The 25,394-nt window shown below is 73.7% G+C and carries 25 protein-coding genes, 1 other RNA gene and 1 pseudogene; 8 read left to right on the top strand and 19 right to left on the bottom strand.

The features are described from left to right. The first annotated feature begins 169 nt into the window (after positions 1-169). The 5 genes from ABTW87_RS05235 (at position 170) to ABTW87_RS05215 (ending at position 6,317) form a co-directional block, all read left to right on the top strand. Complete coding sequence (locus tag ABTW87_RS05235) at positions 170-1,930, top strand: NAD+ synthase (RefSeq protein WP_350648682.1); 1,761 nt, start codon at positions 170-172, stop codon at positions 1,928-1,930. A gap of 158 nt (positions 1,931-2,088) precedes the next feature. Beyond that, complete coding sequence (gene panB / locus ABTW87_RS05230) at positions 2,089-2,934, top strand: 3-methyl-2-oxobutanoate hydroxymethyltransferase (RefSeq protein ID WP_350648681.1); 846 nt, start codon at positions 2,089-2,091, stop codon at positions 2,932-2,934. Between the two features lie 174 nt (positions 2,935-3,108). Then, the gene (locus ABTW87_RS05225) at positions 3,109-3,621 is read left to right on the top strand and encodes a hypothetical protein (protein WP_350648680.1); all 513 of its coding nucleotides are present in this window, start codon (positions 3,109-3,111) and stop codon (positions 3,619-3,621) included. Between the two features lie 185 nt (positions 3,622-3,806). After that, positions 3,807-5,312, top strand: a complete 1,506-nt coding sequence (locus ABTW87_RS05220; protein ID WP_350648679.1) for an HNH endonuclease signature motif containing protein — start codon at positions 3,807-3,809, stop codon at positions 5,310-5,312. A 330-nt stretch (positions 5,313-5,642) separates the two neighbouring features. Next, positions 5,643-6,317: a class I SAM-dependent methyltransferase gene (locus tag ABTW87_RS05215; RefSeq protein ID WP_350648678.1), complete on the top strand. Its 675-nt coding sequence runs from the start codon at positions 5,643-5,645 to the stop codon at positions 6,315-6,317. A gap of 89 nt (positions 6,318-6,406) precedes the next feature. Here ABTW87_RS05215 and npdG read toward each other — a convergent pair whose 3' ends face one another. The 4 genes from npdG to ABTW87_RS05195 form a co-directional block, all read right to left on the bottom strand. Further along, complete coding sequence (gene npdG, locus ABTW87_RS05210; protein WP_350648676.1) at positions 6,407-7,105, bottom strand: NADPH-dependent F420 reductase; 699 nt, start codon at positions 7,103-7,105, stop codon at positions 6,407-6,409. A gap of 173 nt (positions 7,106-7,278) precedes the next feature. Further along, a complete protein-coding gene (locus ABTW87_RS05205; RefSeq protein ID WP_350648674.1) occupies positions 7,279-8,709 on the bottom strand; it encodes an RNB domain-containing ribonuclease in 1,431 nt (476 codons plus the stop codon). 75 nt (positions 8,710-8,784) lie between these two features. Beyond that, positions 8,785-9,582, bottom strand: a complete 798-nt coding sequence (locus ABTW87_RS05200) for a histone (RefSeq protein ID WP_350648673.1) — start codon at positions 9,580-9,582, stop codon at positions 8,785-8,787. Positions 9,583-9,656: 74 nt separating this feature from the next. Continuing rightward, positions 9,657-9,860 carry a hypothetical protein gene (locus ABTW87_RS05195; protein ID WP_350648672.1) on the bottom strand — a complete coding sequence of 68 codons (204 nt, stop codon included), beginning with the start codon at positions 9,858-9,860 and terminating at the stop codon, positions 9,657-9,659. Between the two features lie 236 nt (positions 9,861-10,096). Here ABTW87_RS05195 and ABTW87_RS05190 point away from each other — a divergent pair, with 236 nt between their 5' ends. Then, positions 10,097-10,885 (top strand): nucleotidyltransferase domain-containing protein, encoded by a 789-nt coding sequence (locus ABTW87_RS05190; protein WP_350648671.1) that lies wholly within the window; start codon positions 10,097-10,099, stop codon positions 10,883-10,885. A 48-nt stretch (positions 10,886-10,933) separates the two neighbouring features. On the opposite strand, the gene ABTW87_RS05185 is transcribed toward ABTW87_RS05190, so the two are convergent. From ABTW87_RS05185 to rnpB, 8 genes are all read right to left on the bottom strand, one after another. Next, positions 10,934-11,632 (bottom strand): hypothetical protein, encoded by a 699-nt coding sequence (locus ABTW87_RS05185; RefSeq protein WP_350648670.1) that lies wholly within the window; start codon positions 11,630-11,632, stop codon positions 10,934-10,936. Further along, the gene (locus ABTW87_RS05180; protein ID WP_502891527.1) at positions 11,629-11,955 is read right to left on the bottom strand and encodes a PadR family transcriptional regulator; all 327 of its coding nucleotides are present in this window, start codon (positions 11,953-11,955) and stop codon (positions 11,629-11,631) included. The genes ABTW87_RS05185 and ABTW87_RS05180 overlap by 4 nt, the downstream gene beginning before the upstream one ends. A 65-nt stretch (positions 11,956-12,020) precedes the next feature. Continuing rightward, positions 12,021-12,887, bottom strand: a complete 867-nt coding sequence (locus tag ABTW87_RS05175; protein WP_350648668.1) for an AraC family transcriptional regulator — start codon at positions 12,885-12,887, stop codon at positions 12,021-12,023. A gap of 144 nt (positions 12,888-13,031) precedes the next feature. Beyond that, entirely contained in the window at positions 13,032-14,261 is a 1,230-nt protein-coding gene (locus ABTW87_RS05170; protein WP_350648667.1) for a PP2C family protein-serine/threonine phosphatase, read from the bottom strand. A 225-nt stretch (positions 14,262-14,486) separates the two neighbouring features. After that, positions 14,487-14,972 carry a GNAT family N-acetyltransferase gene (locus ABTW87_RS05165; RefSeq protein ID WP_350648666.1) on the bottom strand — a complete coding sequence of 162 codons (486 nt, stop codon included), beginning with the start codon at positions 14,970-14,972 and terminating at the stop codon, positions 14,487-14,489. A gap of 64 nt (positions 14,973-15,036) precedes the next feature. Then, a complete protein-coding gene (locus ABTW87_RS05160; RefSeq protein WP_350648665.1) occupies positions 15,037-15,471 on the bottom strand; it encodes a RidA family protein in 435 nt (144 codons plus the stop codon). After that, positions 15,468-16,049: a helix-turn-helix domain-containing protein gene (locus tag ABTW87_RS05155; protein ID WP_350648663.1), complete on the bottom strand. Its 582-nt coding sequence runs from the start codon at positions 16,047-16,049 to the stop codon at positions 15,468-15,470. The genes ABTW87_RS05160 and ABTW87_RS05155 overlap by 4 nt, the downstream gene beginning before the upstream one ends. 62 nt (positions 16,050-16,111) lie before the next feature. Continuing rightward, positions 16,112-16,525: RNase P RNA component class A (gene rnpB / locus ABTW87_RS05150), an RNA gene on the bottom strand. 212 nt (positions 16,526-16,737) lie between these two features. Here rnpB and ABTW87_RS05145 point away from each other — a divergent pair. Next, positions 16,738-17,499: a sulfite exporter TauE/SafE family protein gene (locus ABTW87_RS05145; protein ID WP_350648661.1), complete on the top strand. Its 762-nt coding sequence runs from the start codon at positions 16,738-16,740 to the stop codon at positions 17,497-17,499. A 76-nt stretch (positions 17,500-17,575) separates the two neighbouring features. Here ABTW87_RS05145 and mctP read toward each other — a convergent pair whose 3' ends face one another. Both mctP and ABTW87_RS05135 read right to left on the bottom strand, forming a co-directional pair. Then, positions 17,576-19,225 (bottom strand): monocarboxylate uptake permease MctP, encoded by a 1,650-nt coding sequence (gene mctP, locus ABTW87_RS05140; protein ID WP_350648659.1) that lies wholly within the window; start codon positions 19,223-19,225, stop codon positions 17,576-17,578. Beyond that, positions 19,225-19,467 (bottom strand): DUF3311 domain-containing protein, encoded by a 243-nt coding sequence (locus ABTW87_RS05135; RefSeq protein WP_350648657.1) that lies wholly within the window; start codon positions 19,465-19,467, stop codon positions 19,225-19,227. The genes mctP and ABTW87_RS05135 overlap by 1 nt, the downstream gene beginning before the upstream one ends. A 183-nt stretch (positions 19,468-19,650) precedes the next feature. On the opposite strand from ABTW87_RS05135, the gene ABTW87_RS05130 reads away from it, so the two are divergent. Continuing rightward, on the top strand, positions 19,651-20,508 hold the full coding sequence (locus tag ABTW87_RS05130; protein WP_350648655.1) for an alpha/beta fold hydrolase: 858 nt from the start codon (positions 19,651-19,653) through the stop codon (positions 20,506-20,508). 1 nt (position 20,509) lies between these two features. Here the strand turns inward: ABTW87_RS05130 and ABTW87_RS05125 are convergent, their stop codons facing one another. The 5 genes and pseudogenes from ABTW87_RS05125 to ABTW87_RS05105 form a co-directional block, all read right to left on the bottom strand. After that, positions 20,510-21,715 (bottom strand): bifunctional RNase H/acid phosphatase, encoded by a 1,206-nt coding sequence (locus ABTW87_RS05125; protein ID WP_350648654.1) that lies wholly within the window; start codon positions 21,713-21,715, stop codon positions 20,510-20,512. 2 nt (positions 21,716-21,717) lie between these two features. Then, on the bottom strand, positions 21,718-22,455 hold the full coding sequence (locus tag ABTW87_RS05120) for a zinc ribbon domain-containing protein (RefSeq protein ID WP_350648652.1): 738 nt from the start codon (positions 22,453-22,455) through the stop codon (positions 21,718-21,720). Continuing rightward, positions 22,445-23,281: a Nif3-like dinuclear metal center hexameric protein gene (locus ABTW87_RS05115; protein WP_350648981.1), complete on the bottom strand. Its 837-nt coding sequence runs from the start codon at positions 23,279-23,281 to the stop codon at positions 22,445-22,447. The genes ABTW87_RS05120 and ABTW87_RS05115 overlap by 11 nt, the downstream gene beginning before the upstream one ends. Before the next feature lie 258 nt (positions 23,282-23,539). Then, positions 23,540-24,115, bottom strand: a pseudogene (locus ABTW87_RS05110) (flavoprotein); the annotation flags it as partial. A 16-nt stretch (positions 24,116-24,131) separates the two neighbouring features. Further along, positions 24,132-25,361: a helix-turn-helix domain-containing protein gene (locus tag ABTW87_RS05105; protein WP_350648651.1), complete on the bottom strand. Its 1,230-nt coding sequence runs from the start codon at positions 25,359-25,361 to the stop codon at positions 24,132-24,134. Positions 25,362-25,394: the final 33 nt, after the last annotated feature.

Below are 25,394 nucleotides of genomic sequence, written 5' to 3'. Positions count from 1 at the left end.
GACCCGGCCTGACCGCTCAGTCTCCACCGGCCCCGTTACGCCGACGTTACGCGACCGGCCGGCGCGCGTCCCGCCCTGTCCCACCCCGGCTCGACACCCCCGCTCGGGGTGGCCGCCGTCTCCCGCCGGCCCGCGTGTCGGCCCACGCCCACTGGGGCAAGATGAGGACATGCCCACCCTGCGTCTCGCCCTCTGCCAGGTCAACCCGACCGTCGGCGACCTCGCCGGCAACGCCGAGATCATCCGCTCCTGGACCCGCCACGCCGCCGACGCCGGCGCCCAGCTGGTCGCGTTCCCGGAGATGGCGCTGACCGGCTACCCGGTCGAGGACCTGGTCTTCCGCCGGTCCTTCGTGGCCGCGTCGAAGGCGGCGCTGGAGCGGCTCGCGGCCGACCTCGCCGCGGACGGCCTCGGGGACCTGCCGGTGCTGGTCGGCTATCTGGACGCCGACGGCCCGCCGCAGGTCAGCGGCGACGCCGAACCGGGCCGCGGTGCGCGCAACGCGGCGGCCCTGCTGCACGCCGGGACGGTCGCCGCCACCTACTTCAAGCACCACCTGCCGAACTACGGCGTCTTCGACGAGGACCGCTACTTCGTGCCGGGCGACATGCTGACCGTGGCGCGGATCGGCGAGGTGGACGTGGCGCTGACGATCTGCGAGGACCTGTGGCAGGCCGGGGGGCCGTTCGCCGCCGCCCGCCAGGCCGGCGTCGGCCTGGTGCTGAACATCAACGGTTCGCCGTACGAGCTGAACAAGGACGACATCCGGCTGCCGCTGGTCCGCCGCCGGGCCGCCGAGGCCGGGGCCACCATCGCGTACGTCAACATGATCGGCGGTCAGGACGAGCTGGTCTTCGAGGGCGACTCGATGATCGTGGCGGCGGACGGGACGCTGCTCACCCGGGCGCCGCAGTTCGTCGAGCACCTGCTGGTGCACGACGTGGAGCTGCCCGAGGCGACGTCCGGACCCACCGACGACGTCGAGCTGGCCGACGGGTTGCGCGTGGTCCGCCGTACCGTCGGACCGGTGCCGGCGGCCCCCGCGGGCCCGGCGGCGACCGGCGGCGTCATCGAGCCGGTGGCCGACGAGGCCGAGGTGTGGCAGGCGCTGGTGCTGGGCCTGCGCGACTATGTGAACAAGAACCGTTTCCCCTCGGTGGTGCTCGGCCTCTCCGGCGGCATCGACTCGGCGGTCGTCGCGGCGCTCGCGGTCGACGCGCTCGGCCCCGACCGGGTGGTCGGCGTCTCGATGCCCAGCCAGCACTCCTCCGAGCACTCCCGGGAGGACGCGGCGGAGCTGGCCAAGCGCACCGGTTTGGACTACCGGGTGGAGCCGATCCAGCCGATGGTCGACACGTTCCTGGCGAACATGTCGCTCTCCGGCGTCTCGGTGGAGAACCTGCAGGCCCGGGTCCGCGGCGTGATCCTGATGGCCCTGTCGAACCAGGAGGGCCACCTGGTGCTGACCACCGGCAACAAGAGCGAGCTGGCGGTCGGCTACTCCACCCTGTACGGCGACTCGGTCGGCGGCTTCAACCCCGTCAAGGACGTCTGGAAGACCCTGATCTGGCGGCTGGCCAAGTGGCGCAACACCGACGCGGCCCGCCGGGGCGAGACCGCGCCCATCCCGGAGAACTCGATCGGCAAGCCGCCGTCGGCCGAGCTCAGCCCCGGCCAGCTGGACAGTGACACGCTTCCCGACTACGACGTGCTCGACCCGATCCTCATCGGGTACGTCGACGGTGACCTCGGGCGCGACGGGCTCGTCGAGTCTGGCCACGACCCGGCGATCGTCGACCGGGTGCTGCGGATGGTGGATACCGCCGAGTACAAGCGCCGGCAGTCCGCTCCCGGTCCGAAGATCTCGATGAAGGCGTTCGGTCGGGACCGCCGGCTGCCGATCACCAACCGCTGGCGGGAGGACGGCTGAGGTGTCTCCCGGAGCCGGCGGCTGCCGTCACGGTCGCCGGCGCTCGCGGGGCGGGGAGTGAAATCTTCCACTGACCTCTGCCGCCGCCCGTCGCCGCGGTGCGACGATCGCGGCGGAACCCGGGGACCGCGTACGCGGCCTCGAGGAAGGAGACAACCATGGTGGAGTCCACCCCGTCCGACGTGACCGCCCTCTACGGCGGACCGGCGACCCGACGGGTCCGCACCCGCGACCTCATCGCCGCCAAGGAGCGCGGCGAGCGGTGGCCGATGCTCACGTCGTACGACCAGTACACGGCGGCGATCTTCGACGCCGCCGGCGTCCCGGTGCTGCTGGTCGGCGACTCGGCCGCGAACAACGTCTTCGGTTACGAGACGACCCTGCCGGTCACCGCCGAGGAGTTGCTGCCGCTGGTCCGGGCCGTCGTCCGGGCCACCCGGCACACACTGGTCGTCGGCGACCTGCCGTTCGGCTCGTACGAGGAGGGGCCGGCGCAGGCCCTGCGCACCGCCGTCCGGTTCATGAAGGAGGGCGGCTGCCACGCGGTGAAGCTGGAGGGCGGCCGTCGGTGCGCCGACCAGATCGCCGCGATCGTCGGGGCCGGCATCCCGGTGATGGCGCACATCGGGTTCACCCCGCAGAGCGAGCACACCCTGGGCGGCTACCGCGTCCAGGGCCGCGGCGACACCGCCGACGAGGTCATCGCCGACGCCCGCGCCGTGGCCGAGGCCGGTGCCTTCGCCGTGGTGCTGGAGATGGTGCCCGGCGAGGTGGCCAAGCGGATCACCGCCGAGCTGAGCATCCCGACGGTCGGCATCGGCGCCGGCCCGGACACCGACGCCCAGGTGCTGGTCTGGCAGGACATGGCCGGCCTGCGCACCGGCAAGGCACCCCGCTTCGTCAAGCGGTACACCGACCTGGCCGGCGCGCTGGGCGAGGCGACCCGCCGCTTCGCCGACGAGGTCCGCGACGGCGAGTTCCCCGGCCCCGAACACACCTTCTGAGTACGCCGGCGGCGGCCCGCCTCTCCGCGGGCCGCCGTCTGACCCGCTCGGCGGGTCGGTTCGCAGGCCGGCTTCGCAGGCCAGGTTCGTTCACGGGCCGGCTTCATGGGCCGGGTTCACGGGCCGGCAGGTCGGCGAACCGGCGGGACCCGCGGCGGCGTAAGGTACCCGCCCGTGCATCGACTGCGAATCACCCCGATCGCGCTGGCCTGCTTGTCGGTCCTGGCTCTCACCGGGTGCGGCGGTACGGACGCCGAGACGCCCGCTGCGCCCGCGGCGTCCGCCACCATGGCGTCCCCCACCGCGCCGTCCGCCACGAGCTCCCCCTCGGCCAGCCCCGCGGCAACCGCCGCCGCCGTCAGCGACAAGAAGCTCTGCGAGGCGGCGAAGAAGGCCAGTGCCGACATGAAGGCGGCCCTCGTGGACGCGTTGTCGTCCGGGCAGGAACCGTCGCCGGCCCTGTTCCGGGAGATCCTGACCGGGTTGGAGAATGAGGTGAAGGCCGTGGCCGCCACCGGCGACGCAGGCAGCAGCGTGACCGCCGCCCTGACATCGTTCGGCGCAGAGGCCGGCAAGGCCGCTGCCGCAGCGGATCCGGGAACGGCCGCCGACAATCCGGCCTTCGGAAAGGCCGGTGCAAGGCTCACGGCAGCCTGCCGAAAGGCCGGAGTCAACGCCACCTTCTGACGTGCCAGGTGTGCCGGCCGGCCGGCACACCGACGGACCCACCGCCATCGACACGGTGCCCACGGTGCGCCACGGCCACCAACCTCGACCCGGCAGCCGGAGGCGACAGTTCCGAACGACACCGTGCCTGGTGGCCGGCGCCCGCCGCGAACGAAGTTGTCGTACACCTGTTCTAGAGTGATGGCATGTTGGAGGAGCTGGCGCGGGCGGACGTCGCCACCCGGCCGTGCGTGGAGACGGCCGTGTGGGCGATGTCCGAGCGGCAGCTTGTCGACTCCCTGGACGCGGTGCACCGGCTGGAGCAACGGCTCGTCGCGATGAAATTGGCCCTGGTGCGGGAGCTGGACGGGCGGAGCATCGCGGTGGCTCAGGGTGCGACGTCGACCGCGGTGTGGCTGCGCGACCGGCTGCGGCTCACCGTGCCCGCAGCCCGCCGCCTGGTCGCTCTCGCCGCCGCGGTCGACGCCGAGCCGGTCGCGCTGCGGCACGCACTCGCCGACGGGCGGGTCGACGTCGAACAGGCTCGGGTCATCGCCGAGAGCACGGCCACCGTCCGCACCGAAGCCGACCCGGACGCGGCCGACCGTGCCCTGGACCTGCTCGTGCAGTGGGCCGAGCAGTTCGACCCGCAGGCGTTGCGCCGGCTGGGCACGCGCATCCTCGATCACGTCGCCCCCGAGGTGGCGGAGGCCGCCGCCGAGCGTGCCCTTCGAGCCGACGAGACCAGGGCGGCTCGAGACCGCCACCTCACCCTCTCCACCAGGCCCGACGGCCGTCTCCGCCTCACCGGCGTCCTCGACACCGAAACCGCCGCTCTGCTCCGCGCCGCGATCGACCCACTGACGAAGCCGTCCGGCCTCGACGACAGCCGGGATCCCGGGCAACGCCGCCACGACGCCCTCGCCGACGTCTGCCGCCTCACCCTCCGCACCGGCGAGCTTCCCGAGCACGGCGGTGACCCCGCTCAGATCGTCGTCACCACCGCCTTCGACGCCCTCAACTCCCGCCTGGGATTCGGCGCTCTCGACACCGGTTTCACCCTGAGCCCCGCGACGGTCCGTCGGTTGGCCTGCGACTCGGCGGTGCTGCCCGCCGTCCTCGGCGGCGCTGGGCAGGTTCTGGATCTCGGCCGGCGACGTCGACTCATCGGCGGCCCACTGCGTCGCGCGCTCGTCCTGCGGGACCGGGGCTGCGCGTTTCCCGGTTGCGACCGCCCGCCCCGGTGGTGCGAGGGCCACCACCTCCGCCACTGGTCCGAGGGCGGTGCCACCAGCCTGACCAACGCCGTCCTGCTCTGCGGCCACCACCACCGCCAGGTGCATCACCACGACTGGCAGGTCCGACTCGCCGCCGAGGGGCTGCCCGAGTTCCTCCCGCCAGCCTGGCTCGACCCCGACCAACGCCCCCGCCGCAACCACTGCCACCGACGCGCCTACGAGCGGACGAAGACCACCACTGTCACCGCCGCGACCGGCATCGCCACGACCGGCACCGGAGGCATCGCCGCCACCAGCACGCCCGAGCCGGCGGACACAGGCAGCGCCGCCACCACGGCCGCCACCGTCCGAACCACGGCCGGAGGCACCGCCACGGCCGGAGGTACCGCCACGGCGGCACGAATCCTGACCAGGGCCACGCGGTCCGGGGCAGGACCTCCGAATCGAGGGCCCGGCACCTCCCGACCACCGTGACCGAGCGAGCCGCCGAACCGGAACGAGCCGGGGACGTTCCGCGCGTGATCGTGCCGATCCACGCCCGTTGACGAGCGGCGGTGGGCCCCGGCCGGGCTGTGCATCGACCGGCGCACACGCCTGCGCCTCGCTGGTCCGCGCACCCCCCGGCGGCTCGCCGCGACATACGGCCCCCCAAACTGGACCACGTACCGGAGGTAGCCGACAAGCCCGGGGCGGCGGCACGGAACGGCGGCAGGTCCCACGAGCGGCGGCACGCCTCAAGACCGGCGGCACGCCTGAAGGCCGACGGGCCCCGTACGGACGGGCGGGTCGGTAGTCTGCACCACCATGTCGGACGCCAGTTTCCTCGATTCCACCCGCGACTCGTACGACGCGATGGCCGTGGAGTACGCCGAGGCGTTCGACACCGAGCTGGATCACCGGCCGCTGGACCGGGCGATGCTGGCGGCGTTCGCCGAACTGGTCCGCGCCAACGGTCGCGGCCCGGTCGCCGATGTGGGTTGCGGTCCGGGCCGGGTCACCGGCCTGCTCCACGAGCTGGGGCTGGAGGCGTTCGGTGTGGACCTCTCGCCCGCCATGGTCGCCCTGGCCCGCCGTGCCCGTCCGCACCTGCGGTTCGAGGTGGGTTCGATGCTCGCGCTGGACCTGCCCGACGCGTCGCTCGGCGGACTGCTCGCCTGCTACTCGCTCATCCACGTCCCGTGGGACCGGCGGCCCGCGGTCTTCGCCGAGTTCCACCGGGTGCTCGCCCCCGGCGGGCAGCTGATGCTCGTCTTCCAGGTCGGCGACGAACGGCGGCACCGGGACGAGGCTTTCGGAAAAGCGATCAACCTCGACTGGTACCGGCAACAACCGGACCAGGTGGCTGGCCTGCTACGCGACGCGGGCTTCGAGATGTGGGTGACCGTGGTGAAGGAGGCCGAGGGCACGGAGCCGACCCCGCAGGCCATCCTGATCGCGCGCCGTCCCGCCGCCGGCTTGCCGCAGGGCGCCGGGGCGTGAACCGGCACGCCGCAACACTGCCGGGGGCGTGAACCGGTGCGCGGCGCAGCCGGGACGCGGTGCGCGATCGGGGCGGGGAACTCGTACTGTCAGAGGTCGGTGACGCGGATGCCGGCGTGGGCCTTGTAGCGCTTGTTGATGGCGATGAGGTTCGCGGTCAGCGCCTCGACCTGGTGGGCGTTGCGGAGCCGGCCCGCGTAGATGCCGCGCATTCCCGGGATGCGGGCGGCGAGGGCACCGACGATGTCGACGAGTTCCCGTTCCTCGGTGCAGATGAGCACGTCGAGTTCGATCCGCTCGACCTCGGGGTCGGCCAGCAGCGGGGCACTGACGTGGTTGAACGCGGCGCACACCCGGGAGTCCGGCAGCAGGGCGGCGGCCTGCTGGACGGCGCTGCCCTCCTCGACGGTCAGGGCGTACGGGCCCTGCTTGTCGAAGCCGAGGGGGTTCACACAGTCGACAACGATCTTGCCGGCGAGCGGCTCGGCGAGCGCCCCGACGGTGGCGGCGTGGCCGTCCCACGGGACCGCGATGACGACGACGTCGCTGCGCCGGGCGACCTCCTCGTTGCCGGCGCCGCTGACGACGGCGCCGGCGGGCACCCCCGGCAGGGCCGCGATCTCCTCGGCGGACTGGGCTGCCCGTTCGGCCGAGCGGGACCCGATCAGCACGGTCTGGCCGGCGCGGGCGAACCGGTAGGCGAGGCCCCGCCCCTGGTCGCCGGTGCCGCCGATGATGCCGACGGTGAGCCCGGACACGTCGGGCAGGTTGCTCGCGTCGTAAGCCATGCGCACATCCTCGCAAACACGGCCGGCCGTCAGCAGCGGCCGGCGCTGTGACAATCCCCGCTGCCCGGCGGCCGGGCCGCTGTCCGGGGCGACGGCACCGGCGCGACGCCGAGGCGCCCTCGCCGGCGGGGACCGCCGTCGCCGAACGACGGCGGCGCCGACGCACCCGGTGGTCAGGCGCGTTCGAACGCCACCGTCCGGGTCGCCGGGTCGGCCGTGACCAGACGCACCCGCACCCGCTCGCCGAGCGGCAGGTCCCCGACGCAGCGGGCGCGCACCGGCGGGTCGTCCAGGGCCACCGTCCCGCCCTGCGGCCGGGGACGGGAGCGCCCGTTCGGCGGCGCGTCGACGTCCAGCACCGCCGCGTCGAAGGTCTCGCCGACGCGGTGCTCGAGCAGCACCGCCTCGGCGAGTTCGATGGCACCGCGGGTGGCGGCGGAGGCGGTGCGGTCGGTCGCCGCCATCACCTCCGGCAGCCGGGGCAGCGCCGCCCGCGCCCAGTCGGGCACGTCACGGCCGTCGTGCAGCGCCAGGCAGACCTCGGTGGCGTACCGGTCGGCCAGGCGTCGCAGCGGCGCCGTGACATGGGCGTACGCGGCCGCGACGCCGCCGTGCTCCGGCCGGTCCGGAAGGGTGCCGGCGAAGGCGGTGTACGCGGCGCCGCGCATCAGCTCGGCCGCCTGGTCGACGAAGGCGGCGGCCCGGGGCCGCGTCGGGTCCAGCCCGGCGATCACCTCACCAGGGCCGGCCCCGTCCGGCCAGGGCACGCCGAGCGGGGCGGCCGCGGCGCGCAGCCGCTCCACCGCCTCCGGTTTGGGAGCGGGCATCGTCCGCAGCAGGCCGACCCGCCCGGCGAGCATGATGTCCGCGGCCGCCATGCCGGTCAGCAGCGAGATCTGCGCGTTGTGCTCCTCCAGCGGCACCGGCCCGCGCAGGACCAGCCGCCAGCCGTCGCCGTCGGGCTCCAGGTCCTGCTCGGGCAGCGGCAGGTTGATCGCACCCCGGCGCAGGCCGCGCGCGGTGAGCAGGGCGCCGAGTTCGGGCAGCAGGGCGATCGGCTCGGGCAGCCGCCCGGCGTCGGCGGCCGCCTGCGCGCCGGTGTAGTCGAGCTGGGTACGGCTGCGTACCAGGGCCCGCTCCAGCCGGACCGCGGTGGTCACGCCGTCACCGTCCAGGTCGATCGTCCACACGACGGCCGCCCGGTCGGCGTCGGGCAGCAGGCTGGCGGCGCCCTCGCTGAGCGACGCCGGGTGCAGCGGCACCGTGCCGTCGGGCAGGTACACGGTCTGCCCCCGACGCCACGTCTCCTCCTCCAGCGCCCCGCCCGGACGGACGTGGGCGGCGACGTCCGCGATCGCGTACGTCACCCGGAAACCGCGACCGGGACGGCGCGCGAGGTGCATCGCCTGGTCGAGGTCCCGCGAGCCGGCGGGGTCGATCGTGACGAACGGGATGTCGGTGCGGTCGACCGCCGGCCGCGGCGGATCGGCGGCCGCGAGGTCCGCCTCGCGCTGCGCCGCGACCGGGAACCCGTCGGGGAGTTCCAGTTCGCGGCGCAGCGCTTGGAAGTCGATGCGGGGCGCGAGGACGCGTCGGATCACCACGGCGTCCATCCTGACAGCGCACCCGACGATCCGCTTCCCGGCACGGGGTGCCCGGCGAGCCGGGTCCAGCCCGGGTCAGCCGGCCGCCTCGCGGGCGACGGCCCGCGTACCCCGGGTGGTGGTGGCCCGGGCCGCGGCCGTGCGCGCGGGCGCCTTGCGGGCGGTGACCTTGCGGGTGGTGGTCTTCGCCGCGGTCGTCTTGCGCGCCGGTGCCTTCTTCGCGGCCGTGGTGGTCTTCCGGGCGGTGGCCTTCTTCGCGGGCGCCTTCTTCGCCGCGGTGGTACGCGTGGTCGCGGTCGGGCGGGTCGTGGTCGCCTTCTTCGCGGGCGCCTTCTTGGCGGTGGCCTTCGCCGCGGTCTTCTTGGCGGTGGTGGCGGTCTTCTTCGCGGCCGAGGTGACCTTCCGGGCGGCGGTCGACGTCTTCGCCGGGGCCTTCCGCGCCGTGGTGGTGGCCTTCGTCGCCGCCTTGCGGGCCGGCGTCCGCGCGGACGTCGTCTTCTTCGCGGCGGTCTTCTTCGCCCCCGCCGTGGTCTTCTTCGCCGCCGCCGTCGTCTTCTTCGCTGTCGCGGTCGTCCTGGCGGGCGCCTTCTTCGCCGCCGCGGTCGTCTTCTTGGCCGTGGCACCGGCCTTCTTCGCGGGGGCCTTCTTGGCGGGGGCCTTCTTGGCGGCCTTCGCGGTGGTGGTCTTCGCGGTGGTGGTCTTCTTCGCCGGGGCCCGGCCGGCACCACCGGCCGCCTTCTTCGCCGGCGCCTTCTTCGCCGCGGTCGACGACGTACGCGCCGTCCGCGTCGCCCCCGCGGTGCGCTCCGCCGCGGCGGTCCTCTTCGCGGTGGTACGACGGGCCGGGCGGGTGGCCTGCTGTGCTTCGGCCATCTCGGTTCCCTCCTTGGGGCGTGCGTCCGCCCTCGCGGAGCACGTTGCGCCTCGGCGCGGGCCTCCCGCGCCGCCTATCTGCCCTCCCCGGCCCAGCGGGCGTCCTCGGCGTCCCACGCTTCGTTGCGCTCCCGCACCTGCTGCAGCGCGTTCTCCGCGTCGGCGGCTGAGGCGTACGGCCCGAGAACGTGCCGGGCGGGGCACACGTCCGCATCGGTCTCGACCCGGTGGTGTCGGGTGCACCAGTAGTAGTGGCCCCCGGTTCCGCTGTCGCTCATGGGATCACTGTGCCCCGCGATCCACCCGGCCGCCACCGGAACACCGCAAGTCGCCGATGATCTCCACAGTAGACGTGATCCTGGCCGTAGGGGGCACGAACAGCGAAAACAACCACCGGACGGCCGTCGGGGCACCCGCCCGCCCGGGCGGATCGGCTGACCGGGACGCTGGCCTGGTGAGGTCGGCTAGGGTCGCCCGGTGGCCGTTCCCCCCGAACAGACCAGCCCGGCGTGACGTGGACAGCGATCTCAGCCGGTACCTGACCGAACTCGTCCGCGCCGCCGGTGCGGTCCCCGGTGTCGAGCTGGTCGGGGCGTACGCGGGTGGCTCCGTCGGGCTCGACGCGTACCAGGCGGGCCGCAGCGACGTCGACGTCGCCCTGGTCAGCGCCGGCGTGCTCGGCTACGAAGCCAAGCGGGCGCTGGTGGCACGGCTGCGGCACGAGGCGTTGCCGTGCCCGGCGCGCGGGCTCGAGCTGGTGGTCTACCGGCGGGACGTCGCCCGGTCCGGCGTCCCCGATCCCGGCTTCGAGGTCGAGTTGAACACCGGGGCCCGGATGGCGTTCCGGGCGACCTACGACCCGGCGGACCGGCCGGTCGCCGACGGCCACTTCTGGTACGGGTTGGACCGCAGCATTCTGCACCAGCACGGACGCGCGCTGCTCGGGCCGCCGGCCGGCGAGGCCTTCGCCGACCTCTCCCCCGCCGACCTGCGCCGGCTGCTGGTCGAGGCGCTCTCCTGGTGGCTGGCCCGGCCGGTCCCGCCGGGTGACGTGCCGGCGCCGGGCACGGAGGACGCGGTGCTGGGGGCGGCCCGGGCGCTTGTGCGGTTCCGGCACGGCGTGTGGCTGTCGAAGGGGGACGCCGGGCGGCGGCTCGCCACGGACGGAGGCGACCGGGACGACCGGTGGGTCGTGGACCTGCTGGAGCGGTCCGTCGCCGCCCGGGCCGGCGGCGCACCTCCGCACGGACCGGAGGCACGGGCCTTCCAGCGCCGGGTGCTTGCCGAGATCTCGGCCGGTTGACCGCCTGTCGGGCCGTCGACCGGCCGCCGATGGGTCATACCGGTGTCGTCAGCCCGACGCGACGGCGAGGGCGGGGGCGGCCGTGGGGCGCGCGCGGGTGGCCCGGATGGTCCACACCACCGCGTACGGCGTGACGGCCAGGTAGAAGTGTGGCAGCGGCACCAGGACGTCGGTGATCCGGAAGATCTCGGCACCGGTCGGGCGGGGCAGGCCCAGCGCCGAGTCGGTCCACGCGACAAGCAACCACAGCGGCGCCGAGACCGGGTCGACGGTGTCACCCTGCGGCACGCCGTCGACCACCGTTTCCGGACCGGTGGGTACGGCGGACGGCAGCCGGCCCGCGAGCCGGTGGGCCACCACCGCGAGCCCCGCCGCACCGCTTCCGACGAGCACGGTGAGAAGCGGCAGTTGAAGGTCGTACGCCCAGGCGACGTGCCAGGAGAGCTGGTGCACCACGATGGACGTCAGGACCAGCGCGACGGCGACGACCGCCACACCGGCCGTCGGGGCCAGCAGCAGCGGAACGGCGCGCGACACCCAGCGGCCCAGTGGTGTCCGGTCACCGGCCTCGACGCCGCTGCGTCGGGCGGCCAGGCTCGCGGCGAAGCGGAGCATCCGGACGTGCTGCCGCCCGGCCGCCAGGGTGTGCAGTTCGGCCGCCCACTCCCGGCGCAGCTCGTTGCGCAGCTCAGCCGGCCAGCGGCGGGCGGCGACGGCGAGCAGCAGTCGGGCGACCCGACGGCTCACCACGCCGGTGCCCCACTCGGCTCGATACCCCCACGGCCCCGGTCGGGCTCCGGCGCGATCGACCGGAGCTCCGCGAGGGCCTGGCGTGCCGCGACCACCCCCTCGGCGGTGAGGCGGTAGTAGCGCCGCGCGGGCCGGCCGACCGCCGCGGGATCCACCGGCTCCCATTCGGCGGCCAGCCAGCCCGCCGCGCGCAGTCGGTGCAGGACCGGGTAGAGCGTGCCGCTGGGCAGCTCGGTCATCGCCATCAGATCGAGGCCGTAGCGCTCGGTCTCCGGCTCGGTCAGCAGCGCCGCGAGCACCCGCGCCACTTGAATGGTCATCCGCACGGACGGGACTATATCGGAACTCTACATAGGGGTGGGGGCGGTGCCGTCCTGCGCGGTGGTCAGGCCGGGACCCGCTCCACCGGAATCCACAGCTCCGCGTCCACCGTCGCGCCGTCCGCGGAGATCCGGCTGCGGGAGATCTGCGGCCCAGGGCGGCTCCGGTACGGGTTGGCCGGGAACCACTGGGTGAAGACGTCCCGCCACAGGTACTGCACCGCCTGCGGGAACCGCCCGGAGACGGTGAAGACCGCCCAGGTGCCGGCCGGCACCGCCATCGCGTCCAGGTCCTCCGGTACGTCCGAGCCGGTCACCACGCCGTGCCAGTAGTCCAGCTCGGTGCCCTCCTCGTAGCCCTCGGCGACCTTGTCGCTGACGTTGACGACGCCGCGGGGCTCCTGGTCGGACAGCGACTCGATGCGCGCCACCGTCGCCTTGTCGATGCCCTTGACGAACTCGACGATCGCCGGGTTCATCCCCTCGTGCACGAGCGGCACCCGGGCCCGCCGGCCCACCAGGTGAAAGTCGTCCTTCTCGACGATCCGGTACTCCATGCTGCTGCTCCCTTCGACGGTGAGACGGAAGGACATCCGGGGCTGGGCGCGCAGGGTCGCCCCCGTACGCCGGGCCTCGCCGGGGCCCACGCCGTGCATCGCCTGGAACGCCCGCGCGAACGCCTCGGTGGAGCCGTAGCCGTGGCGGACCGCGACGTCGAGCAGTGTGCGCTCCCCGGCGAGCACCTCCGCCGCGGCGACGGTCAGCCGCCGGCGCCGGACGTACTCGGACAGGCCGATCCCCGCCAGCGCGGAGAACATCCGCCGGAGGTGGTACTCCGAGGTCGCGGCGATCCGCGCCAGCTCGGTCACGTCGACCGGCCGGTCGAGATGCCGTTCGATGTGGTCCATGACCTGGTTGAGCCGCTCCAGCATCCGGGCCTCCTTCCCTTGCGCGGACAACGCTAGGCCCGCGCGGGCGCCCCCGACCCGACAAGCCGTGCCCGATCCGGTCGGGTGGCGCGCCCGCTCACCGGCCCGCCGGGCCGTCTCCGCCGCGACGCCGCCGGTCTCGGTCGGTCAGTCCGGGTCGGTCGCGACGGGCGACCGGCGGATCGCCAGCAGGGCGACGTCGTCGACCGGGTCCTCGACGTCCAGCGTCGCCATGACGGTCGCGGCGACGGTGTCGACCGGAGCGGCCGTCACGGCCGCCATCAGTCGCGCGAGACCGGCGTCGAAGAGCTCACCACGGCGTTCGACGAGCCCGTCGGTGTAGGCGACGAGAACCGCGCCGGGCGGGAAGTCGACCGTGGTGGTGTGCCGCGCGGGTTGCCCGCGACCGGTGCCGAGCGGCGGATCGATGTGCAGGGAGAGCACGGTGCTCGGCCGGCCCGGCACGGCCAGCACCGGTCGTGGGTGCCCGGCCAGGGAGACCCGCGCCGTGGTGCCGTCCGGGGAGATCATCGCGTACAGCGCGGTGGTGAGGTTGCCCGCCTCGAAGTGGACCACCTTGCGGTCCAGGAGGGTCAGCGCCTCCGCCGGGTCGTCGCAGATGAGGGCGTACGCGCGCAGCGCGCTGCGGACCCGCCCCATGATCACCGCGGACTGCAGCCCGTGCCCGGACACGTCGCCGACGACCACGCCCAGCCAGCCGGAGGGAAGGGTGAAGACGTCGTACCAGTCGCCGCCCACGCCGGACGCGTGGCCCGGGACGTACCGGCCGGTCAGCTCCAGCCCCGGCACCTGGGGCAGCTCGGTGGGGATCAGGCTGCGCTGCAGCGCCAGCGCGGCCGAGCGGTCCAGGGTGTTGGCGCGGGCGCGGCTGGCCAGGCTCACCCGGTCGGCGACCAGCTCCAGCAGGCGGACGTCGTCGTCGTTGAACCGACGCGGCGTGAGACTGCCGACGTGCAGGACGCCGACCAGGTCCCCGGCCGCCACGATGGGTACGCCCAGCAGGGAGCGGACCCCGGTCTGGAGCAGGATCGGGTTGACCACGTTCTCCGAGGTGACGTTCTGGAGGATCACCGGCTCTCGGGCGAGTGCGATCCGCCCGGCGAAGCCACGACCGACGGAGACGCGGAAGCCCTGGCGGACCTCCTCCTCAAGCCCTCTTGCCGCGGTGGCCACGAGCTGCTGGGCGGGCGTGTCGAGCAGCAGGATGGCCGCGGTGTCGACCTGCAGCAGGTCGCGCACCCGGTCGAGAAGCTCGTCGAAGAGGTCCGCGACATCGAGCCGGGACAGCGTGGCATCGGTCACCGCCTCGATGCGGCGTAACCGCTGCTCGTCTCTCAGTACCTCGGCACGGACCACAGCCGGATCTTAGTTGCGTCCGAGCAAGTTTCCGCACCCGCGGCGGCCGGGAAGATGCGACCTGACCAGGGACGAAGCCGGATTCCGGAACCGCAGGGCGCGTGTACCGGTGGGCGTCCGGGCGCCGGCGGGCGCCGCTGGGCGTCCCGGCGTCCGGGCGTCCCGGCGTCCCGGCGTCCGGGCCGATACGGAAGCAGCGGGGACGGGAGGTCGCGGCGCTGGGCGCTACGGCTGGGGCAGGCTCTTCCGCATCTGCTGCGTGACCACCCGGTAGCCCGAGCTGGAGTAGAGGGCGATGGCGGTGGCGTTGCCGCCGAAGACGTTCAACTCGAGCTGCTCGGCCCCGTGCCGCTTGGCGACGGACTCGCCGGCACGCAGGAGGGCGCGCCCGTAGCCCAGGCCCCGGAACTCCCGGTCCACTTCGATGTCGTACAGGAACGCGCAACCGGGGACGCCACGCGGGTGCAAGAGGCCGATCCACAACCGCCCGATCGGGGTCCGGTCCTCCCGGAGGCCGCGCAGCAGCAGCATCTCCGGGGTGGCGAGCCCGTCCGGCAACCGGGCGGTGTTGCCCTGCCGTGCGAGGTCGTACGCCTCGTCCGCCGACCAGACGCCGGCGGCGACCTGCTCGTCGGCGAACTGGCGGGCGAGCACCCGCTGCCAGTCGTCGAACTCGGCCTGAGTCATGGTGCGGGTAATCACGTCGACCACCGAGCGATGCTCGCACCGGCCGGGCACGGCCGGCAAGGCGGTATCACCGGGAAGCCGCTCGTCCCTACGCCGCGTCCGCGGCGGAGTCGTCGCCACCTGCCGGACGGTCGTCGACGGCGATCGCCTCGATCTCCAGCAGCCACTCCTCGGCGTAGATGTCGGTGATGATGATGGTCAGCGCCGGCGTGTGCGCACCAAGGATCTCGGCGCGGATGCGTCCGTTCGCCTCGCGGTACTTCCGGTCGGCGAGATAGATCGTCACCTTGGCCAGGTTCCGTACGCCCATCCCGGCCTCGGCCAGCACCGCGAGCACGTTGCGCCACGTGAGCCGGCACTGGCTCTCGAAGTCCTCCGGAATCCTCCCCTCCTGCGCCCAGGGCACCTGACCGCTGACGAACAGCGTGCGCCGGGCGCCGCTGACCAGGACGCCGTGCGTGTAGGTGCCGGTCGCCGCCGGCAGGATCGCCGGGTTGAGCGGCTGGATCGCCAAAGGGCTCACCTGTCCTCCAGTGCCGAGCCGTGATGGTCCGTCGCGACGTGCATGGCGGTGTAGTAGACGCACTCGGCGTCTCCGGGGTTGGCGAAGGCGTGGACGCAGTCGCCCGCGTAGTAGAGGGCGTCGCCCGCGCCGAGAGTGTGTGCGACGCCGTCGAGGGTCACGGTGAGCCGCCCCGCCTCGACCGCGACGTACTCCCGAGAGCCGGGCGCGTGCGGCGCGAACGCTCCGACGACCACCCCGGCCGGGACGGCGGTACGGATGAACTCGAACTCGACGCCGGGCAGGTTGGGCGAGAGGATGCGCCGCTGCCAGCCGGTGGCGTCGGTGATCACCGGCTGGTCGCCTCGCCGCAGAGCGATCACCCGCTCGGGCTGGTCCTCGCCGAGCAGCCGGGAGACGGTGACGCCGAGCGCGGTGGCGAGCCGGGCCAGCACCAGCACGGTGGGCATCTTCGCGCCGCGCTCGATGTCGGAGATCATGCTCCGACTGACGCCGCTGGTCGCGGCCAGCTCGTCGAGGTTGAATCCCCGTCGCTGTCGCTGGCCGCGCATCCGTACGCCGAGCCCGTCGAGATCCATTCGACGACTATAGCGGACGTTGATCCGCTATAGCGGAACGAGGAGTCGCGTCTGGTGGGCGACGGACGAGTCGACCTGTACGCCGGATTCTGTGCCCGGCGCGGGCCCGAAGGCCGCGCCGGCGGCGGTCATCCATCTCGGCCTGCCGTCACCGACAGGCTCCAGCGGCCTACCCGCAGACATCGGGCGGGCCGCCCTCGAGCGTCTGCGCGGCTCCCCGTCCTCGCGGATGGCGAACCTCTCTTGGCCTTGCTCCGGGTGGGGTTTACCGAGCCACCCCGGTCACCCGGGGTGCTGGTGGGCTCTTACCCCACCGTTTCACCCTTACCGTCCCCGATGGGGCCGGCGGTCTGTTTTCTGTGGCACTGTCCCGCGGGTCACCCCGGGTTGCCGTTAGCAACCACCCTGCCCTGTGGAGTCCGGACGTTCCTCGGCGGCGGGCCGGAGCCCGCCGCCGCGACCGCCCGGTCGACTCGTCCGTCGCGCCCTCATCCTAACGACGCGGCGACGGCGTCCATTTCCGCCCCGGAGCGCCGCACGGGCCTTCGCGCGCGGCGCTGCGGCAATCAGATGATGGTGAGCCGGGCTGCCGGCGCGTCCACGACCTGCTGGACATCATCGGTACCGGGCTCACCGCGGCCCGGGCCCCCGCTCGGCCGCGCGTCGTAGCGTACTAGCCTGCGGGATCATGGAAATCGCCGACGCCGCGCTGCTCGTCACCGCCGGGCTCGCGGCGGGCACGGTGAACGCCGTCGCCGGCGGGGGCTCCCTCATCACGTTCCCGGCGATGATCGCCGTCGGGCTGCCGCCGATCCCGGCCAACGTGAGCAATTCGGTGGCGGTCTTCCCGGGGTACGTGGCGAGCGTCGCGGGCAGTCGCCAGGACCTGCCGTCCCGGCGCACGCTGGCCGCCCTGGCGCCCACCACCGTCCTCGGCACGGTGGCCGGGGCGGCGCTGCTGCTGGCCACACCGGCGCGGGCGTTCGAGCTGGTCGTACCGTTCCTGGTGCTCGGCGCCACGGCGGTGCTGGCCTTTCAGGATCCGCTGCGCCGGCTGGTCGGCCACCCGCGCGACCTGCCGCCGCGCCGCCGTGCCGTCTCGCTGCAGGCAATGGTCGCGCTCGGCGCGGTGTACGGCGGCTACTTCGGCGCGGCGCTCGGGGTGATGCTGGTGGCGGGCCTGGCGCTGGTGCTGGACGCGACGCTGGCCCGGGTCAGCGCGATCAAGAACCTGCTGTCGGCGGTGGTCGGGCTCACCACGCTTGTGGTGTTCGCCCTGTTCGGGCCGGTGAACTGGGCGGCGGTCGCGCTTGTCGCGCCGGCCACGCTGGTCGGCGGGTACGCGGGCGCGCGGCTGGTCCGCCGGCTGCCGTCGCTGGTGCTCAAGACGGTCATCGTCACGTTCGGCACGGTGATCGGCCTGTACCTGCTCTGGCGCGCCGTGGGCTGACCGGGCCCCGTCGGCAGCTGTTAAGAAGGGGCCCCTTTACAACGCGAGGCGTTAACAAGGGGCCCCTCCTTTCAGCTCAGGCGACCGGTTCGGGGGCTGCGTCGGCGTTTCGAGCCGGGCCCGGGGTGACCCGCGGGTCGCCCTCGTCGGCGAAGTAGTCGTCCGGCGTGGTGCTGTCGCCCTCGTCGCGGACCTTCGCCGCCCGCAGCACCAGTGTCAGCAGCGCCGCCACCGCGAGGTTGACCAGGACGGCAACGATCCCGACGTAGATCGTCTTCGGGGTGTCGAAGCCGAACTTCTCAAGCGGGAACGCCGACCCGGCGAAGTGCGCCCGGGTCGGGCTGGACACCTGGTAGAGCATCCACATGCCGAGCCCCATGCCGGCCGCCCAGCCGGCGATCAGCGCGCCCCGGTGGAACCAGCGGGTGTAGAGGCCGAGCGCCACCGCCGGCAGCGTCTGAAGGATGATCACGCCCCCGATCAGCTGGAGGTCGATGGAGAACTGCGGGTCGAGGAAGACGATGCAGGCCACCGCGCCGATCTTCACGACCAGTGAGGTGATCTTGGAGACGTTCGCCTCCTGCGCCGGGGTGGCGTCCCGCCGCAGGTACTCCTTGTAGATGTTGCGGGTGAACAGGTTCGCCGCGGCGATCGACATGATCGCCGCGGGCACCAGCGCGCCGATGCCGATGGCCGCGTACGCGACGCCGGTGAACCAGCTCGGGAACTGCTGGTCGAAGAGCAACGGCACGATTGTGTTGTTGTCCACCGAGCCCTCCGTCGCCCCCGGCAGCGGTTGCACGTCCGCCGCGATCGCCATGAACCCGAGCAGTGCGATCAACCCGAGCAGCAGGCTGTACGCGGGCAGCGCCGACATGTTGCGCTTGATGACGTCCCGGTTCCGGCTGGCGAGCACGCCGGTGATGCTGTGCGGGTAGAGGAAGAGCGCCAGCGCCGACCCGAACGCCAGGGTGACGTACTGCAGCTGGTTGTTGGCGTTCAGCAGGACTCCGTCGCCCGGATTCGGTGAGGCGTCGAACTTCGCGTCCGCGGCGTCGAAGATCTCGCCCCAGCCACCCAGCTTGTACGGCAGGTACAGCACCGCCACCAGGATCACCACGTAGATCAGGGTGTCCTTCACGAAGGCGATCAGCGCCGGCGCGCGCAGCCCCGACTGGTACGTGTACGCGGCCAGGATGGCGAACGCCACGATGATCGGCAAATGCCGGGCCAGGGCGCTCTCCCCGGTCACCCCCATCGCCTTCAGCACGGCCTCGATGCCGACCAGTTGCAGCGCGATGTACGGCATCGTCGCGACGATGCCGGTGATCGCGACGAGCAGCGCGAGGACCGGCGAGTTGAACCGGCTGCGGACGAAGTCGGCCGGGGTGACGAAGCCGTGCCGGTGCGAGACCGACCAGAGCCGGCACAGCACCAGGAAGACCAGCGGGTAGATCACGATGGTGTACGGCACGGCGAAGAAGCCCATCGCCCCCGCGCCGAACACCAGCGCCGGCACCGCCACGAAGGTGTACGCGGTGTAGAGGTCACCGCCGATCAGGAACCAGGTGATCCAGCCGCCGAAGTTGCGCCCGCCCAGCCCCCACTCGTCGAGGTGGGCCATGTCCCGCGGGGCGCGCCAGCGCGACGCCACGAAGCCCATGATGCTCACCAGCAGGAACAGCGCGGTGAAGATGATGATCTCGGTGAGGTGGTCCTGCCACATCAGCGGTCACCCCGCTTCTTCGTCATCTGGTAGACCAGCGTGGTGGTCGCGACGCCGAGCAGGATGTAGACGAGCTGAAGCCAGTAGAAGCGGGGGAACCCGAGGATCCGCGGCGAGTCGGCGTTGAAGAGGGCCGGGATCAGCGGCACGAGGATCGGGACGAACAGGAGCCAGTTCCACGGGCTCTTGTCCTTCGCCCGGGTCGTCGCGGCGGCCCGCGTCTCCGGGTCGGGTGCGGCCATCGGCACACCTCCGGTCGGTGGTGGTTGGGATGTGACGGCCGGAGGCTACGGCTGCGTGAGTGCTGTCACGTTCAGTCGGCGGACCCCGCTGCGCCGAACGGCTGATGCGCTGCGCCGAACGGCTGATGCGCTGCGCCGAATGGTGGGCCACCGGTTGCCGACTGGATCTGGCACGATGCACCGATGCCGACCTTCGCCTCCTACGACGGCACCATGCTCGCCTATCACCGGCGGGGCGACGGCCCGCCGCTGGTCTGCCTGGCGGGTGGGCCCGCGCAGCCGTCGCGTTACCTGGGCGACCTCGGCGGCCTGACCGCCGGCCGGGCCCTGTTGCTGCTGGACAGCCGGGGCAGCGGCGACTCGGCGGTGCCCGCCGACGAGGCGAGCTACCGCTGTGACCGGATCGTCGACGACGTCGAGGCGTTCCGCGTCCACCTGGGGCTGGACCGGATGGACCTGCTCGCGCACTCGGCCGGCGCGAGTGTCGCCCTGCTGTACGCCACCCGCTTCGCGCACCGGCTCCGCCGGCTGGTGCTGGTCACGCCCAGCCTGCGCCTGCTGCTGGCCGCGCCGGTCGGGATGGCCGAGGCGCACGCCCGCCGCGCGCACGAGCCCTGGCACGCCGACGCGACGGCGGCGATGGACGCGTGCGGCGAGGCGCTGCGGCGCGGCGCGGGCGACGCGGAGATCGCGCCGCTGCGGCTGGCCGCCGCACCCTTCCTGTACGGCACGTGGACCGAGCGGGCGCGGGCGCACGCCGCCGCCCAGGAGGACGGCCGGTCGGTCGCGGCCGCCGCCGGCTTCTACGCCGGCGTGGACGTCGACCGCGACGCCCTGAGCGCGGCACTGGCCGGGGTGACCACACCCACCCTGATCGTGGCCGGCGCGCTCGACGCCGCACCGAGCCCCGAAGCGGTCGGCCTGCTGGCCGGGATGCTGCCGAACGCCGAGCTGGTGACGCTGCCGGCCAGCAGCCACAACCCCTACGTCGACGAACCGGAGGCCTTCGCGGCGGCCGTGCAGCGGTTCCTCGCCGGCTGACTCACGCCGACGGCAGGTGGGCCGTGTCGTTCACCGAGCGGACCGCCACGCCACCGTCGGGCCACAGGTCCACCACGGAGATCCCGGCCGCGTCCAGGAACAGCCGGTGCAGCAGGGCGTCGCCGGCACCGAGCGCGTCGCGCAGAATCAGCTTGATCGGCGAGACGTGCGAGACCACCACCACCGTCTCCCCCCGGTACGCCTCCCGCAGCCGCTCGACCGCCCGGCGGCAGCGCGCGGCCACCTCGGCGAACGACTCGCCCTCCGGCGGCGCGACCTTCGTGGAGGCGAGCCAGGCGTCCATCTCCCCCGCCCAGCGCTCCCGCACCTCGGCGAAGGTCCGGCCCTCCCAGGCCCCGAAGTCGCACTCGATCAGGTCGTCGTCGACACGTACCGGACTCCGTCCCAGTGCCCCGGCGATCGCCTCGGCGGTCCGCGTACACCGGGTCAGCGGTGAGCTGACCACGGCGGCGGCGGACGGCGCCAGCGCGGCCACCCGGGTGGCCGTCGACTTGACCTGGGCCTGACCGCGGTCGGACAGCGGGACGTCGCCGCGACCGGAGTAGCGGCGCTGCTCGGTGTACTCGGTCTCGCCGTGCCGGACGAGGATCAGCCGGGTCGCGGTGAAGCTGGGCCGCGGCTCCCAGGAGGCGGGTGCGGTGGCCGGGTCGGTGCCGGTGGTCCGGGCGGTGGCCGCGCGGGCCGCCGCCTCCCGCGCGGCCGCCCGGGCCGGCGAGTCGGGAGCGGCCACCTGCCGTGGCGGCTCGGCCGCTCGGGCCGGCCGCGCCGGGACCCCCGCGGCGGCGTCCATCGCCGCGTTGGCAAGCGCGTCGGCGTGCTTGTTGCGGTCCCGGGGGATCCAGTTGAACCGGACGGCGGCGAACCGGCCGACAAGCGCGGCGGCCTGCGCGGCGAGCGGGCGCAGGCCGGGGTGCTTGATCTGCCAGCGGCCGCACATCTGCTCCACCACGAGCTTGGAGTCCATCCGGGCCTCGACCTCGCTGGCGCCGAGCTCGGCGGCGGCCTCCAGGCCGGCGATCAGGCCCCGGTACTCGGCGACGTTGTTGGTCGCGGTGCCGATCGCCTCGGAGCGTTCCGCCAGCACCGCGCCCGTCTCCTGGTCGCGGACCACCGCGCCGTACCCGGCCGGGCCGGGGTTGCCCCGGGATCCGCCGTCGGCCTCGACGACGACCACGCGCGGCGCCACGGCTACAGACCGGACTCGTTGGTGCGGACCATGATCCGGCGGCACTCCTCGCAGCGGACCACGTCGTCCGGGTCGGCCTTGCGGATCCGGGACAGATCGGCGCCGGACAGCTCGATCCGGCAGCCGCCGCACCGCCCGGCGGTGAGCAGCGCCGCGCCCAGCCCGGTGTCCGCACGGATCCGGTCGTAGAGCGACACCAGGTCGCCGGGGAGGTCGGCGGCGAGCGGCTGACGCGCGCCCCGCTTGAACTCCTCCTCCTTGGCGATCTCGGCGAGACTGTCGTCGCGACGCTGCTCGACGGCGGCCCGCCGCTCCCGGGCCTCGGCGATCCGCTTCTCGACGCCGTCCAGGACGCCCTGCGCGGTCTCCCGCTGCTCCATCAGCTCCAGCTCGGCGTCCTCCAGGTCGCCCTGGCGGCGATTGAGCGAGGCCAGCTCGTGCTGGAGCGCCTCCAGCTCCCGCGCCGGGCCGGTGCCGGCCGCCAGCCGGTCCTCGTCCTTGCTCTTGCGGGCGCGGACCTGGTCGATGTCCTTCTCCAGCCGGGCGATGTCCCGGTCCAGGTCGTCGACCGCCACCTGGGCGCGTACGCGCTCGTCCTCCAGCGCGGACAGCTCCCGGGCGAGAGCCTCCAACTCGGCCCGCTCGGGCAGCGCCCGACGGCGGTGGGCGAGCTGGGCCAGGGCGGTGTCGATCGCCGCCAGGTCGAGCAGGCGGCGCTGGACGTTCGGGTCAGCCTTCACGGTCGGGCTCCTTGTCGTCCGCCGCGGGCGGGGCGGCGTGTACGGTCCACGGGTCGGTGTCCAGATCGGACACGAGCGTCTCGACCCCCGTCGTCTCCCGCAGGACGGCGGCCAGGTCGTCCAGCCAGGGTCGTTCGGTCGCCCAGTGTGCGGCGTCGAGCAGGGCGGGACCCTCGGCGGCGAGGTGTTCGCCGGCGGGGTGGTGCCGCAGGTCGGCGGTGAGGAACGCGTCCACCCCGGCGACGGTCGCGTCGCCGAGGAAGCTGTCCCCCGAGCCGCCGCTCACCGCGAGCGTACGCACCACGCGGTGCGGGTCGCCGGCCGCGCGTACGCCCCAGGCGGTGGCGGGCAGCACGGCGGCGGCGTGCCGGGTCAGCTCGGCGAGGGTCATCGGCGCGGGCAGCTCGCCGATGCGGCCGACGCCCCGGCCGGCGCCGTGCGCGGCCGAGCCGGGAGCGGGCCGGTGCAGCGGGCGCAGGTCGGTCAGCCCGAAGCGGGCGGCCAGCGCGTCGGAGACGCCCGGGTCGGCCACGTCGGCGTTTGTGTGCGCCACGTACAGCGCGACATCGGCCTTGATCAGCCGGTGGATGATCCGCCCCTTGTACGTGGTCGGGGCGACCGACGACACGCCGCGCAGGAGCAGCGGATGGTGCGCCACGATGAGGTCGGCGCCGGCGTCGATCGCCTCGGCGACCGTCTCGGGCACCACGTCCACGACGCAGAGCACCCGGCGGACCGGCGCGCAGGGCTCGCCGAGCACCAGCCCGACCCGGTCCCACTCCTCCGCCCACGCCGGCGGGTAACGCCGCTCCAGCTCGGCCACCACGTCGGCGACCGTCGGCGGGAGTGCGGGTGTGCTCACGGCGGGCCAGCTTACCCGGCGCGGGTGGCGCCGGGGCGGGTCGCCACCCGGACGGGTTGGCTTCGCCCGCTAGCGGCTGTCGGGCAGCCGCGTGGCGAGCGAGGCGGAGTCGAGGCGGCGATCCGGTCGGGCGGGTACCGGCGACGGCTCCGGCCCGGACCTCGACGCCACCGGCCGGCCGGGTTCGCCGTCGCCGCCGCGGGGCTTTGCGACCGCCTCCCGGGCGACGGGGGTCGCCGGTGCCCGGTCCCGCAGCGCGGCGACCGCCACCTCCCACGGAAAGGTGTGCAGGTGACGCTCGCCGGAGCCCGGCGGGTGCAGCGGAACGACGTGGTCGCCGAACAGCACGGTGACGCCCCACTCGGCGAGCCGGGCGAGGGCCGCCCGGAACGCGGGGTGAGCGGCCATCGCCGCGTTGGTGTACGGCACCGCGACCAGCGGCACCCCGAGGCCCTGCGCCTCGACGAGCAGCCCGAGCGCCAGGGTGTCGGCGATCCCGGCCGCCCACTTGTTGACCGTGTTCACCGTCGCCGGGCAGACGATCATCCGGTCGGCCGGCGGCAGCACGTCCGGGTCGCCCGGGTTCTTGTAGTGGATGCGTACCGGGTGCCCGGTCTGCCGGGCCAGCGCCGGCCGGTCGATGAACTTCGCGCCGTCGGGCGTGGTGACGACGCAGACCTCCCACCCGTCCTGCTGGGCCAGCTCGACGAGCCGGCCGACGTGCCGCGCCAGCGGTGAACCGCAGGCGATGACGTAGAGCACCTCGCGGCGCTCACCGGTGCGGTGCGGTCCGGCCATCAGACCGGCTCCGCGCTCATACCCCTACTCCCATGTGCTCAGCCAACTCCGCGATCGGAGAAGGCGGCGCACCACGTGTGCGACGCAGGACGTCGGACATCACCTCGTGGGCGATCGGCCGGCAACGGATCTCCGACGGGGCGAGGCGGTCGCCGCGCAGCAGCAGGTCGCCGGCGTTCGCCACGTCGCCCATCTGGGCGTAGCCCCGGGCGATGTCGAGCAGGTGATGGGCCCGGCGCTCGGGCAGCAGAGCGCTGAAGGCCGGCTCGACGATGCGCTGCTGATGGATCTCCACCGCCCGGCCGCCGTCGCCCAGCTCGACGGCCGCCGCGGCGCGGTGCAGCTCAACGTTCGTCGGCCCGAAGGACGTCCAGTAGCGGTTCTGGTCGCCGCCGAGCAGGTTGGCGGCCTCCTCGGCGCCGCTCAGCAGGTCGTCCACTGTGGCGGAGTCGCCGATCCGGGAGGCGGCCATCGCGCCCTGCAGCAGCAGCATGCCGTAGACCGACAGGCGGTCGGGGGTCGCGTCGTTCCCGCCACCGGGGGCGAGCCGGTTCGCGATCGTGACGTTCAGCTCCAGGGCCGGGCGGGGCCGGCCCATCGCCACGAGCGCGTTGCACACCCGGGTGGTGGCGATGCCGGCCAGCAGCGGGTCGTCGGCCCGCTGGGCGACCGCCATCGACCGGTCGGCGGCCAGCCAGGCCAGATCGCACTCCCCCAGTTTGCGCAGGACGGAGGAGGCGATCTGGTAGACCTGCCCGAGCAGGTGGGCCGCCTCCCGGGCGTCGTCGCCGCCGAAGCCCGCGTCGGCCGCCTGCGCGTCGCGCAGCAGTTTGGGCAGGGCGCGGGTGAGCATGCCGTACCGGCCGTACTGGTAGGTCAGCCAGGCGTGCGTGACGGCCTTGCGCATGTCCGGCAGCGGCGGCGGGTACGGCGCCGCGTCGAAGTACGCGCTCATCGAGTCGTACCGCTCGAGGGCCGCCCGGATCTCCTGCACCTCGACCTGGTCGATGCAGTTCATCGCGTCGCTGCGCCGCTCCGGGTCCTTGCCGAGCAGGAGCTGCACGTCGACCTGGAGGACGTCGGCGATCTCGTAGACCACGGAGAACTTGTCGAGACGCCGTACCCCCCGCTCGACCTTGTCCACCCAGCTCTTCGACTTGCCCAACCGATCCGCGAAGACCTGCTGCGACATCTTGCGTCGCCCCCGCCAGTAGGCCACCCGCCGCCCTATGGGTAACTCGTCCATGGTCCCCATCCCTCCCCTTGCGTCCACTCCGGC

The sequence above is a fragment of the Micromonospora sp. NPDC126480 genome, assembly GCF_040302465.1.
In the GTDB taxonomy this organism is placed as follows: domain Bacteria; phylum Actinomycetota; class Actinomycetes; order Mycobacteriales; family Micromonosporaceae; genus Micromonospora.
The sequence above is the reverse complement of the archived record's forward strand: the minus strand, read 5'-3'. Positions and strand labels throughout refer to the sequence as shown.